The organism is Achromobacter anxifer, from assembly GCF_903652925.1.
GTDB lineage: Bacteria > Pseudomonadota > Gammaproteobacteria > Burkholderiales > Burkholderiaceae_B > Achromobacter > Achromobacter anxifer.
In genome coordinates, this window is the sequence record NZ_CAHLAR010000012.1 from 62,272 (window position 1) to 74,811 (window position 12,540).

Annotated in this window: 11 protein-coding genes and 2 pseudogenes; 3 read left to right on the top strand and 10 right to left on the bottom strand. The window is 63.2% G+C overall.

Features of this window, described 5'->3' with window-relative positions; translation table 11 throughout:
* The first annotated feature begins 106 nt into the window (after window positions 1-106).
* On the top strand, window positions 107-1,609 hold the full coding sequence (gene amaB / locus HWY37_RS28835) for an L-piperidine-6-carboxylate dehydrogenase (RefSeq protein ID WP_176090373.1): 1,503 nt from the start codon (window positions 107-109) through the stop codon (window positions 1,607-1,609).
* A gap of 149 nt (window positions 1,610-1,758) precedes the next feature.
* Complete coding sequence (locus HWY37_RS28840; protein WP_176090374.1) at window positions 1,759-3,051, top strand: phospholipase A; 1,293 nt, start codon at window positions 1,759-1,761, stop codon at window positions 3,049-3,051.
* A 56-nt stretch (window positions 3,052-3,107) separates the two neighbouring features.
* Here the strand turns inward: HWY37_RS28840 and pdxK are convergent, their stop codons facing one another.
* From pdxK to HWY37_RS28880, 8 genes are all read right to left on the bottom strand, one after another.
* Window positions 3,108-3,941 (bottom strand): pyridoxine/pyridoxal/pyridoxamine kinase, encoded by an 834-nt coding sequence (pdxK, locus tag HWY37_RS28845; protein WP_176090375.1) that lies wholly within the window; start codon window positions 3,939-3,941, stop codon window positions 3,108-3,110.
* Window positions 3,942-3,968: 27 nt separating this feature from the next.
* The gene (locus tag HWY37_RS28850) at window positions 3,969-4,331 is read right to left on the bottom strand and encodes a cupin domain-containing protein (RefSeq protein ID WP_176090376.1); all 363 of its coding nucleotides are present in this window, start codon (window positions 4,329-4,331) and stop codon (window positions 3,969-3,971) included.
* 48 nt (window positions 4,332-4,379) lie between these two features.
* On the bottom strand, window positions 4,380-4,934 hold the full coding sequence (locus tag HWY37_RS28855) for a helix-turn-helix domain-containing protein (RefSeq protein ID WP_176090377.1): 555 nt from the start codon (window positions 4,932-4,934) through the stop codon (window positions 4,380-4,382).
* A 92-nt stretch (window positions 4,935-5,026) separates the two neighbouring features.
* Entirely contained in the window at window positions 5,027-5,809 is a 783-nt protein-coding gene (locus tag HWY37_RS28860; protein WP_176090378.1) for an aldolase, read from the bottom strand.
* Window positions 5,810-5,837: 28 nt separating this feature from the next.
* Entirely contained in the window at window positions 5,838-6,479 is a 642-nt protein-coding gene (locus HWY37_RS28865; RefSeq protein ID WP_176090379.1) for a glutathione S-transferase family protein, read from the bottom strand.
* A 2-nt stretch (window positions 6,480-6,481) separates the two neighbouring features.
* Window positions 6,482-7,450, bottom strand: coding sequence for a Bug family tripartite tricarboxylate transporter substrate binding protein (locus HWY37_RS28870; RefSeq protein WP_176090380.1), 969 nt, complete (start codon window positions 7,448-7,450; stop codon window positions 6,482-6,484).
* A 446-nt stretch (window positions 7,451-7,896) separates the two neighbouring features.
* The gene (locus HWY37_RS28875) at window positions 7,897-8,490 is read right to left on the bottom strand and encodes an NADPH-dependent FMN reductase (RefSeq protein ID WP_175206064.1); all 594 of its coding nucleotides are present in this window, start codon (window positions 8,488-8,490) and stop codon (window positions 7,897-7,899) included.
* 361 nt (window positions 8,491-8,851) lie between these two features.
* The gene (locus tag HWY37_RS28880; RefSeq protein WP_246302429.1) at window positions 8,852-9,439 is read right to left on the bottom strand and encodes a LysR substrate-binding domain-containing protein; all 588 of its coding nucleotides are present in this window, start codon (window positions 9,437-9,439) and stop codon (window positions 8,852-8,854) included.
* Here HWY37_RS28880 and HWY37_RS34715 point away from each other — a divergent pair.
* Window positions 9,362-9,599, top strand: a pseudogene (locus HWY37_RS34715) (tyrosine-type recombinase/integrase); the annotation flags it as partial. The gene HWY37_RS28880 and the pseudogene HWY37_RS34715 overlap by 78 nt on opposite strands.
* Before the next feature lie 120 nt (window positions 9,600-9,719).
* Here the strand turns inward: HWY37_RS34715 and HWY37_RS28885 are convergent.
* Together HWY37_RS28885 and HWY37_RS28890 are read right to left on the bottom strand one after the other, a co-directional pair.
* Window positions 9,720-10,806: pseudogene (locus HWY37_RS28885) on the bottom strand (IS3 family transposase).
* 1,484 nt (window positions 10,807-12,290) lie between these two features.
* A complete protein-coding gene (locus HWY37_RS28890) occupies window positions 12,291-12,515 on the bottom strand; it encodes a hypothetical protein (protein ID WP_246302430.1) in 225 nt (74 codons plus the stop codon).
* Between the last annotated feature and the right edge of the window lie 25 nt (window positions 12,516-12,540).

Here is a 12,540-nt window from a genome sequence, read left to right on the forward strand (position 1 = left end):
GCATTTCACGCTGGAGTTTCGTATAGTAAATTTTTTTCCAGAATCGCCACTTAGGCATAACCCTTAAGCGAAGACTGGCTCTTCGCAGGCAACCCAAGGAACCGGCATGGACACTCCCCACGACATCCTGCGAGCGCTCGGGCTGAACCCGGAGTCGCTCAGCGGCGGCACGCTGCGCGCGCGCAGCCCGATAGACGGCGCCGAACTGGCCCAGGTCCACGAACACACGGTCGCCCAAGCCCATTCCGCCATCACCCGCGCGCGCCAGGCCAGCCTGGCGTGGCGCGACGTGCCGGCGCCGCGGCGCGGGGAACTGGTGCGCCTGTTCGGCGAAACGCTGCGCCAGCACAAGCGCGAGCTGGGCCGCCTGGTCAGCCTGGAGGCCGGCAAGATCGTGGCCGAGGGCGAAGGCGAAGTGCAGGAAATGATCGACATCTGCGACTTCGCCGTGGGCCTGTCGCGCCAGCTGTACGGCCTGACGATCGCCTCCGAGCGCCCCGGCCACCGCATGATGGAAACCTGGCATCCGCTGGGCGTGGTCGGCGTGATCAGCGCCTTCAACTTCCCCGTCGCCGTGTGGTCCTGGAACGCCGCGCTGGCGCTGGTCTGCGGCAACGCCGTGGTGTGGAAGCCGTCGGAGAAAACCCCGCTGACCGCCCTGGCCTGCCAGGCGCTCTTCGCGCAGGCCGCGCAACGCTTCGGCGATGCGCCCGCCGGCCTGTCCGAAGTCCTGATCGGCGGCCGCGACATCGGCGAAGCGCTGGTGGATTCGCACGCGGTGGCGCTGGTGTCGGCCACCGGCTCGACCCGCATGGGCCGCCAGGTCGGCCCGCGCGTGGCGCAGCGCTTCGGCCGCGTGCTGCTGGAACTGGGCGGCAACAACGCCATCATCGTCGGCCCCACCGCCGACCTGGACATGGCCGCGCGCGGCATCGTGTTCGGCGCCATCGGCACGGCCGGCCAACGCTGCACCACCACGCGCCGCCTGATCGTGCACGAAAGCGTGGCCGACGACCTGGTGCAGCGCCTGCACAAGGCCTATGCCAGCGCCACCATCGGCAACCCGCTGGACAGCGCCACGCTGGTCGGCCCGCTGATCGACCGCGTATCGTTCGACGCCATGCAGGCCGCGCTGACGGCCGCGCGCGAGCAAGGCGGCAAGATCACGGGCGGCGAGCGCGTGCTGGCCGAGCAGTACCCCGACGCCTGGTACGCGCGCCCCGCCATCGCCGAAATGCCGGGCCAGACCGACGTGGTGTGCCACGAGACCTTCGCGCCGATCCTGTACGTGATGCGCTACACCGATTTCAACCAGGCGCTCGCCCTGCATAACGGCGTGCCGCAAGGCCTGTCGTCCGCCATCTTCACCAATGACCTGCGCGAGGCCGAGACCTTCCTGTCCGCCGCGGGTTCGGACTGCGGCATCGCCAACGTCAACATAGGGACTTCCGGCGCCGAGATCGGCGGCGCGTTCGGCGGAGAAAAGGAAACCGGCGGCGGCCGCGAATCGGGTTCGGACGCCTGGCGCAACTACATGCGCCGCGCCACCAACACGATCAACTATTCGCGCCAGTTGCCGCTGGCCCAGGGCATCAAGTTCGGCGAATAGGCCCGCGAGCAAGGCAGTCCACGCAAGCCCCCGCGCATGGCCCGCCATGCGCGGGGGCTTACGCTTTCTACATACGATTAGCCTGCCTTACAAACTGTAGTGGGGGTGGATGCTACATTTCCTGGTCACAAAACCACGTTATGCATCCGATGCCGATAAGCTTTCCAGCACGATCCGCCCTCCCCCTGCGCCCCCTGGCCGCCGCCCTGGCCTTGGGCCTGGCTGGCACTGCCAGCGCGGGCGTGTCGTACCGGCTGGATCGCCCGTCCGCGGCGCCCGGCGAGACAGTGACCATCGAGGCCGTGTACTTCAACGAAGGCACCGCCCGCTCCACCTGGGAAGCGCCGCCCGAACTGGTGCTGCAATGGCGCGGCCAGGACGGCCAGATCGTGCGCAGCCTGGCCAAGCTGCGCGGCGGCACGGCCAGCTTCAGCGTGCCGGTCAACAATTTCGCGCGCATGGCCTGGACGGCCGTCGTGCCAGCCACCGCCAATGGCCTGCAGGCCGTGTCGATCGAAGGCCAGCCCGCCATGATGGCGCTGGACGCCACCGGCCGCGACAGCGGCACGCTGGCCAGCACGCCGGCGCGCGGCCCGGTGGTGGATGCCAACAGCGGCGAGCCCGTGCCCGCCGCCGCCGTGGCCGCGGTCGGCGCTTCGCCCGAAGGCGGGCCGTCGCCCGATGCGTCGGCGGTGCCCACGGTGCAGCAGCAGAACGCATTCGACCGCTTCCGCAGTTCGATCTCGGAATACAAGCCGGTGTATTTCGACATCGGCACCCGCGGACAGACGACCGCCCGTTTCCAGATCAGCGCCAAGTACCGCCTCTTCAGTCCGGCCGGCGACCGCCCGCCCACCTGGGACGAGAACTTCTACCTGGCGTACACGCAGACCTCGCTGTGGGACCTGCAGGGCGATTCCATGCCCTTCATCGATACCACCTTCAATCCCAGCGCCTTCTGGCTGTCCGACAATATCTGGCAGTCCGCCAGCCAGAACTGGCGATTCGGCATGAACACCGGCGTCGAGCACAATTCCAACGGCAAGGACGGCGCGGATTCGCGCTCGGTCAACGACGGCTATATCGAGCCGCGCTTCCACTACCGCTTCGACGGCGGCAGCACGCTCACGTTCGCGCCCAGGATCAAGGCCTATTTCGGCGTCGCCAGCGAGAACAGCGACTACGCCGACTACGCCGGCCGCGTCGACTGGCAACTGCGCTGGGCCCAGGACAACGGCGCGGTCGTCTCCGCCCTGTACCGCCAGGGCGACCAGAAGCGCCGCACCACACAGCTGGACTTCGCGTGGCCCTTGCAGCGCACCTGGCTGAACATGAACGGCTATCTGCACCTGCAATACTTCAACGGCTACGGCGAAACGCTGCTGGGCTACAACCAGCGCAACGAATCGCAGTTCCGCGTTGGCCTGTCGCTGGTGCCGTAACCCGCATCGGGGCCTGTCGCTGACGACCTGACCGGCGTCGGCGCCAGGCGCGGCGCCTAGCCCTCCACCGCCAGTTCTTCCCAGCCCAGCTCGCGGGTGCGCTCCAGCGCCACCGTGACCTGGGCCGCCGCCGAGCGCACCGCCTCGATCAGGTCCTGCCCGGTCAGCAAGCGCGCCGTCACGCTGGCCATGAACACGTCGCCGGTGCCATGCACCGAAGGCGGAATGGCGATCTCGGGATGCGTCACAACGGTGGCCTGGTCCCGCGTCACCACCGCCAGCTGCAAGGTGCCGGGCGCCGCGGCCATGGGCGCGGCGCTGGTCACGACAATCCATTCCGGACCGCGCGCGATCAATTCACGCGCGGCGGCCACCACCTCCTCGATCGAGGACAGGGCGCGCCCGACCAGCAGCTCCAGTTCGAAGTGGTTCGGCGTCATGCCATCGGCCAGCGGCACCAGCAGGTCACGGTATTGCTCGACCAGCCCTTCGTTCACATACAGCCCGTCATTGCGGTCGCCCATGACCGGGTCGATATGCACCTTCAGGTCCGGCCGCGAGGCGCGCAGCGTCGGCAGCCAGTTGGCCAGCAGCCCCGCCTGCCCGGGCTGGCCCAGGTAGCCGCAAACCACGGCGCGCGCCGTCCTGGTGACGCCGCGCTCGTCCAGCCCTTGCAGCAAGCCCTCGAACCAGTCCAGCGGCACCGCGCCCCCGTGCAGGGTCGGATAATGCGGCGTATTGCTCAGGATGACGGTCGGCACGGCAATCGCGTGCAGGCCGGCCTTGCGGAACACCGGCATGGCGGCATTGTTGCCGACGCAGCCGTACACGACCTGGGACTGGATTGACACGATATCCACCTGCGCCGTGACGGCGGGGATTGCGCTCATGCGGCTTGCTCCTGGAATGCTGCGGCCCTACATGCGGGTGATGAAATAGATTTTCTTGACGAACTGGTCCACTTCCCAGCGCCCCGTATAGCCTTCGGGCATGACGAAGGCTTCGCCCACGGTCAGCTCGTGCACGGTGCCGTCCGGGTCCACCAGGCGCGCCGCGCCTTCGACGATGTAGCCGAATTCGATATAGCCCGTGGTGTTGGACTGGAACACGCCGGCGGTGCTTTCCCAGACGCCGCCCTCGGCTTTTCCGCCATTGCCTTCGAAGGCGGTCACGGTGCGGAAGGCGGCATCGCCCGAGATCGGACGGCGCGGCTTGCCGGGCACCGGATTCTTCATGGGGCCGGCATCGATGCGGACGAGCCGCGATTGGTCATTCTTCATGGCAGTTCCTGTATACGGATAGAGGGAGACGAGTCCGGCTGCGCGCCTTCAGTGCGCGGCCACCACCAGCACTTCGGCCATGGCCCGGCTGACGGTGCGCATGCGGTGCGGCAGTTCGGAGTCAAAATAGACGGAATCCCCGGTTTCCAGGCGGAACTGGCGTTCGCCCACCTGGACCTCGATGGCGCCCTTGAGCACCAGCAGGAATTCCTCGCCGGGGTGCGGAAACACCGCGGCCGCATCGGGAAATTCGCGGGGCGGATGCACCACGAAGGGTTCCATCGCCTTGACCTTGCGGCGCCCGGCCAGCGACTCATAGTGATATTCGCTGCCCAGGCCGCGGCGCTGCAGCGCTTCGCGGTCCGCCACGCGCACCACGCTGACCACTTCTTCCTGCGCCGCGTCGTCGGAGCCCACCAGTTCCGACACGCTCAGGCCGTAGGCTTCCGCCAACCGCAGCACGGTGGAAATGGACGGTTCGCTCAGGCCCCGCTCCAGTTTCGAGAGGTAGCTTTTGGTCAAACTGGTGCGCTGCGCCAGCTGCTCCAGGGACAGGACTTGCTGGCGGCGCAGGGCGCGCAGGCGATGCGGCAGATCGATCATGGGCTGGGTTGCAAAATGCAGTCACGGAGTACGACCGATAAGCATGCCCTAAACCAGCCCCGCCGTCGAATTGGCCCCCTCTGTTGCCGCAGTCAGGCCAGCACGTCGGGATGCGCTCGCAGCGCGCGCCGTGCGTAATATGAAAAGCCGATCTGCGAACGCTTGGGCGTCAGGATCCAATCGTGCGCCTCGCGGCCCAGCGCCGGCGGAATGGGCTGGATCTTGCCGGCGGCCATGGCCAGCAGCTGCATGCGGGCGGCGCGTTCGAACTGCAGCGCCAGCACGCAAGCCTCTTCCACCGATCCCGCCGCGATCAGCATCCCATGGTGCGACAGCAGGATGGCGCGCTTGGCACCCAGCGCGGCCGAGATGATCTCGCCTTCCTCGTTGCCCACCGGCACGCCGGGCCAGTCCTTCAGGAAGGCCACGTCGTCATACAGCGGGCAGTTGTCCATGTGCGAGATTTCCAGCGGCACTTCCAGCATCGACAGCGACGCGGTGTGCAGCGGGTGCGTGTGGATGATGCAGTTCACGTCCGGACGCGCGCGGTAGATCCAGGAATGGAAGCGGTTGGCCGGGTTAGGCATGCCGCCGCCATCCTGCACGCGCAGGTCTTCGTCGACCAGCAGCAGGTTGCTGGCGGTGATTTCGTCGAAGCCCAGGCCCAGGCGCTGCGTGTAGTACCGGTCCGGCTCCGGCGCGCGCGCCGTGATCTGCCCGGCCAGGCCGGAATCGTGTCCGCCGTCGAACAGGATGCGGCAGGTCAGCGCCAGGCGTTCGCGCAGGCTCCATTCGGGCGTCTCGAACTGGCGCTGCATTTCGGCTTTCGCCCGCGCAATCAGTTCGTCCTTGCCCAGATGCATCGTATCGGCCATCGTCGTCACTCCTAAGATAGTGTCTCTGTCATGCCGCTTCGATCAGCGGCGTAAAACCCGGCAAGGCGCGCATGCGCGCCAGCCAGGCGTCGATATGGGTAAAGCCGGACAGGTCGTAGCCGCCCTCTGCCGCCATGCTCGTATAGGGATACAGCGCGACGTCGGCAATGGTCGGCGCGGCACCCACCAGATAATCGCGGCCGGCCAGATGCGCGTCCATCAGCGCGGCCGCCTTCATGCCGATCTCGCGCCATGCCCGCATCGCCGGGTCATCGACCTGCGCCGTATTGCGCAGATGGATCAGCAGGCGCGGCTGGGCAAAGGCGTGCATGTGCTGGGTCTGCTCGAAGCTCAACCAGCTGCTGACTTGCGCCTGCTCCAGGCGGCCGGCGGGCAGCCACGGCGTGCCCATCGCCAGATACCAGAGGATCGCCTGCGACTCGGCCAGCCATTCGCCCTCCGGCGTCAGCAAGGCCGGCACCTGGCGCCACGGATTGATGCGGGCGAACGCTTCGGTCTCCAGGTCGCCCTGCACGATGTCGAAGGTGCGCCGCTTGATCGGCAGGCCCATGTAGCCGCAGGCCAGCCGGATCTTCCAGGCATTGCCCGAACGCAAGGTATCGGCCAGTTCCAGCGGCTTGCCCGCCAGCGGATGCGGTGTCTGGTTCATCGTCAGTCCATCTTGATGTTGGCGCGTTTCACGATCTCGGTCCACTTGGCCTTCTCGCCGGCGATGAAGCGCTGATACTCGTCCGGCTTGCCCGTGTACAGCTGCGTGCCCTGCGAGGCCAGCCTATCCTTCAGCTCCGGCGACGCCAAGGTCTTCTGCAGCGCCGCGTTCAGCTTTTCCAGCACGTCGGGCGGCGTGCCCGCGGGCGCGAAGAACGCATTCCACGAGCTGATCTGCAAGGCCGCGTCGCCCACCTCGCTGCTGGACGGGACGTCCGGCGCGGACGGCAGGCGCTTGTCGGCCGCCACCGCCAGCGAACGCAGCTTGCCCGACGCCGCGTGCGGCATGATCACGGGGCTGGCGTCCATCACCACGTCGACCTGCTCGCCGATCGCGGCGTTCACCGCCTCGCTGCCGCTCTTGAACGGCACGTGCACGATGTCCACGCCCGCCGTCAGCTTCAGCAGTTCCAGGCCCAGGTGCGGCGAACTGGCGTTGCCCGCCGAACCAAAGTTCAGTTTGGCCGGATTGGCCTTGGCATAGGCCACGAACTCGCCGAAGGTCTTGGCCGGCACGCCGGACCGGATAGCCAGCAGGTACGGCGATCCCGACACCATGCCCACCGGCGCGAACTTGTCCGCGTCATAGCTGAGCTTGTTGTAGATCAGCGGGTTGACCACCTGGGTGCCCACCGTGCCCATGAAGATCGTATAGCCATCGGCCGGCGCGGTGGCGGCCACCTGCGCCGCGATCACCCCGCCCGCCCCGGGCCGGTTCTCGATCACGATGCTCTGTCCCAGCGCGTCGCCCATGCCCTTGCCCACCTGGCGCGCCACGATGTCCGTGATCCCGCCCGCGCCGAAGGGCACCACCAGCCGGATCGGCCGGTCCGGATAGGCCGCCGCCTGGGCCCCGCCGCCAGTCATCGCCGCCACCAGCGCCAGCGCGCCCGCCATCTTGGAAATTTTCATGTCATCCCCCATTGGGCTCCGCCTATCGGAACCCTAATGACACAAAGTGTCCTATAGAGCATTGATTTTCCGCAAGAGAAATAGTTTCAGGGAAAACCCTGAACCGCAGGAATAAAGTTCGCCTTTTTTTGCTGAAGTTCGCCTTTTGGCTTTGGCCGGCAACACCTGCTATTTCGCGGGCATCTTCTCTTATTCTTGGCGGATGGACAGCATGCAGGCTGAAGAAAGGCGAGCTTTGCAATAAACGCGATCAAATTAGCGCAACAGTTCAAGCCGGCAGATTTGGGATATGCCCGTATGGAATTAGGTGGGAGGCATGGATGTCTCGAGGCACTCGGCTATTGGAAAATTTCGGGGTCGCAAGCGCAGTGCTTCGTATGGAAGGCCCCTGTGGCAAGTGGCCGTTTTCGGCCAGGAGCGGTCATTCACGACCCGTTTATCGAGGTCTAATCACGACACGCGAGCCGACCTTCGACGAAGTGCATTGCCGCTGCGTTCAGGGACGTCTCGGATGATGCCGCCAAGATATGATCGACGATTGCCTGAAGCGCTTGCCGCAGTGTTTCCCTGCTAATTGGATCATTCGCTATCGCAACCGGGTCGGTCTGTTTGCCCAACAACTGGAGAGTCACGCATGCCTCCGGGATGAGCGTTGCAGACATAGTCTCCAAGACCAGCTTCAAGGCTGCTTGAGCAGCGGACGCTCGTGGCGAGGTGTTTAAAAGGGCGACGGGCTTTCCCGGAAAATCCGGGCTTCCTACCAGCCAATCCAGCATGTTCTTAAAGGACCCAGGGATTCCACGAGCGTACTCCGGGCAAGCAACGAGGAGGCCGTCAGCCTCATTCACTCGAGTGCGCAGGTCAACGATGCGCGCGGGCAGTTTGTCTTCAAGATCCGGATTGAAGTGAGGCAGTTCGCCAATCTCGTTGTAGTGTTCGACTACAACGCAGTGCGGCACCAACATGGAAGCCGCGACGAGTGCGTGTGTATTGGACGACGCGTAGCGTAGGCTGCCGGACAGGAAAAGAAGACGAAGCATATCGATCTAACCGTTGCCGATCGGATGCGTAGTATCCCATGCGTGACCGTAATCCGGCCTTCGGCTATCACCACTCCGCCGCCCTCAACTACGTTACGGAGCAGGAACAACGCAATGAATTTGCGCGCACCATGCTCGCCTCGCGATGCGTCTGAATTTGCAACGAAAGCCCACTGGCACTTCCACAATTCCTGCCCGTGGCCGCGCGGCAACCGTCCGGCATTCCCCTGTTAAGTGTTGATGGCCATGCATTGGCCTGGACGAATCGAATCCGCATGGTACAGCCCTGCATTGGTTGTGAGCGGCCGAGATGGTCATGTCGCCGAACTTCGCCACTACGTGGCTTGCCAATGCCTAATTTTTAATCAGCGAACGCCGATGTGAGTGCCTCCACGACGACACGAACTCTGGCCGTGCGCGCCAAGTCTTGGTGCAACACCAGCCACGCCTCGTAGGGCTTGGCCCGACGTCGCTCCGGCCATAGCCGCACTAGCGCGCGATCCCGACGGGCCACGTACTCGGGCAACTCGCCTATGGCCAAGCCGGCCCGCACGAAGGTCGCGAGCATCAGACTCGAATCCAGTTCGGCAACCACGCGACCGTGTGCCCTAGATTCACCTGCCAGCGTGTCGTCCTGCCGGCCGGTCACACCCTGCTGGTAGAGCGCAATATCGTGATTCGAAAGGCCTTGCCCGGGCTGCGGTTCGCCATGTTTTTCCAGATAGCCTCGGGTAGCGTAGAGGCCGACTTCCCAGCACCCGAGTTTGCGAACGATCAAATCCGGCTGCTCCGGCCGCAGGGTGCGCACAGCAATGTCGGCCTCCCGCCGCGCCACATCGAGCAGCCGCGTCGTAGTGCTCAAGATCACGCGCACCTCGGGATGGCTGGCGCGCAAGTGTTCAATGGCTGGAACCACGAAGTCCACAGCCAGCGCATCGGTGGTGGTCATTCGATGCGCCGCACGAAGGCGACCCTCATCTACCAGCGGACGAAGAACCTGCGGGGCCGTGCAGTTGCTCCTCGGGCACTCTAAGCTGGAGTCGACGGTGCGGTATCTCGGCGTCGAGGTTGATGATGCCCTAGAGATCTCCGAGCAGACGGAAATCTAAACCGCTCTCCAATCGTTCAGAAGACGGGAGCTGGACGGCTTGTCGGACGTTCTGCTGTCCAGCGATGATTCAAGCTCACGCTAATCCCCCCATTTTTAGCGATTGGCAGAAGTAGGAACGCTACGCGGCCATGGCTAACCGCTGTTTTGGGGTAAATCCGCCCAGAGCCATATTTGGGCGCTCGTGATTGTAGGACCACATCCACTGCGTGGCGACGCGCTGTACGTGGTCCAGATCTTCCCAGTGATATTGGGACAGCCACTCGTAGCGCACGGTCCTGTTGAACCGTTCGACGTAGGCATTCTGTTGTGGCTTGCCCGGCTGGATATATTCGAGCTTTATGCCCCATGCCCCGGCCCAATCGACAATTGCCGCGCTCAGGTATTCGGGCCCGTTATCGCACCGAATGGCCAAGGGCTTTCCCCGCCAGCCGATGATCTACTTGAGCGTGCGGATCACGCGCTCGGACGGCAGCGAGAAGTCAACCTCAATGCCCAGCGCTTCGCGGTTGAAGTCGTCGATCACGTTGAACACGCGGATGCTGCGCCCATCGGCAAGCTGGTCATGCATGAAGTCCATCGACCAGACCTGGTTCACGTTGGTCGGCACGGTCAGTGGCTCAGGCGTCTGCCGAATCAGCCGTTTGCGCGGCTTGATCCGCAGGTTCAGTTCGAGGTTGCGGTAAATCCGGTACACCCGCTTATGGTTCCAGCCGAAGCCTCGAACATTGCGCAGATACAGAAAGCACAGGCCAAAGCCCCAGCTGCGGTGGTTGTCGGTCAGACGCAGCAGCCAGTTGGCGATCTCCTCGTTCTCGGCATCCGTCTTGGCGACGTACCGATAGCAAGTCTGGCTAACCCCGAACGCCTCGCAGGCCATCCGGATCGATACGCCGCGGTCTTGCACAGCACGTTGGGCCATCTCGCGGCGGCGAGACGGCCTCACCATTTTTTTCTAGCGCCTCCGTCACGATCTCGGCCTTGAGCTTCTCCTCGACGTACATCTTGCGCAGCCGGGCGTTCTCGGCCTCCAGCTCCTTCATGCGAGCCATCAGCGATACGTCCATGCCGCCATACTTGGAACGCCACTTGTAGAACGTAGCCGAGCTGATGCCCAGTTCTCGGCACAGCTCAGGAACGGCAAGACCAGCCTCCACGCGCTTGATGGCTTCAATGATCTGGCTATCCGTAAATCTCGACTTCTTCATGCGGTAGAACTCCTCAACGAGAAAATTCTACTTCTGACCTCATCGCTTTTGCGGGGGGATTACCAGGACGTCGGTTTTGCCGTGCTGGCCTTCAAGCTTGGCGTCGGACGTCATGGGCTACCAAGGCTGAAGCAACGGGCTTGAAAACTCGAAAGAGCACTCAATGGCCTCCCATAGAGGTGGAGGTGATACGTAGCAGCTTGACCAACTACTTCGGTGGAGTGGATATCGTTGGGTCCTAGGAGTAAAACCTCGCCGGAGCCTACTGCAACGTGGGTGGTTTCGACAACGATTCCGGACTTAGCGGACTTCGTGTAGAGGTGGTTCAATTCCAAGCCCCGAATGCCCGCCACGACAGCCCATGTTTCGTGGCAGTGAGGAGGACTTGTGACGCTAACTCCATCCGAGACAAGATACAGTGCCGGCCGATCCCCAGCGACAGCGAGTTCATAGAGAACCTCCTCGCCAACTCGGGCTAAAGGATAAGGAGCTACTTGCCACATAGGGGAGTTCGCAAGGTGTAGAAGGCTGTCTGCAATAGCCTCAAGATCGACAGCAGACTGTGGCAGCGTGCTGATACGATCGATCAATTGATGTGCTTGCTCGACTATCGTGCCCGGTGATTGCATCAAAATTCCCCAACTTCCTAACATGATGTAGACCGAATCTGGTTGCGCGAGACAGCAAAGCTCCTGCGTGATGGCGAGAGTCCATTGGCTCACGCATTCACATAATTGACTGCTCAGGGCCGCAAGCCAGCCATGAATCGACTCGGTTGCATGAGTTCCCCTTTAGGGGAGAAATATTCCTGGATATCGACCTCTGAGAGAAACCCGGTAGGTCACATGACGGGTCGTGCTAGTGACAACCTATTTCCTTTCCCCCAGCCTCATTTGATAGACCGCTGCGCTCCAGTACCGCGTACCGCTGCTTTCTCGGCAAATCCACCCCGCAGACTCCAACTGCTTCGCGATCAATCGATTCATGAATCCATGGCCAAGCAGCAGAACGGGGCCTTCATTTGCGATCAATTGAAGTCGCTGAGCCGCTGTATTAGCTCTTACTTTAGCTTCTCGGGCAGACTCGACTCCTCCAGAAAAACCGCAAAGCCATGCAATCCGGAGAAAAAATGCCCATGTAAATGGGGAAAAGCGAGGTCGTCTCCATCTTCCGTGAGGCAACTTCGCCTCGCAAAAAATCTCATCTATAAGATGAGGTCGAAGGCCCAATGCTCGAACAGACGCCAGTGCTCGAGGTGCATTGCTCGAAATGATCACTTTTGCTGTGGCGGCCAGGCCTATGCTGGCCACAGGGACGGGATGTTCTACGATTTCGGATAGCTCGTACTGTTCAATCCAGTACTTCATGTCAAGTGCTGAAACCTTACCGCCTGGAGCCAAGTTCGGCCGACCGTGGCGCATCAAAATAATTTCTCGGTTCATTGAGTGGGAGCAGCGTTAATCGATTGCTTGCCAGCGGTCCAATCAATCGCCGACTTTTAGCCGTCGCATGAGCCAGTTCGCGGTGAACTCGAAGTGCTCTCGCATGTTCGACTCCGCCGTGTGGCCGTCATCTCCAAAGACCAGCTGCGTCACATTGAAGCCGAGAGCGGTAAGAGATGTAGGCTCATTTCTGGATACGAGATCTTCGCGGGCGCCGTTCACCATGAGGATGGGTTTGCGCAACTGCGCCGCGGTTGGCATCTTCATCTGACGAGAGAGTTGGAACGCTTCG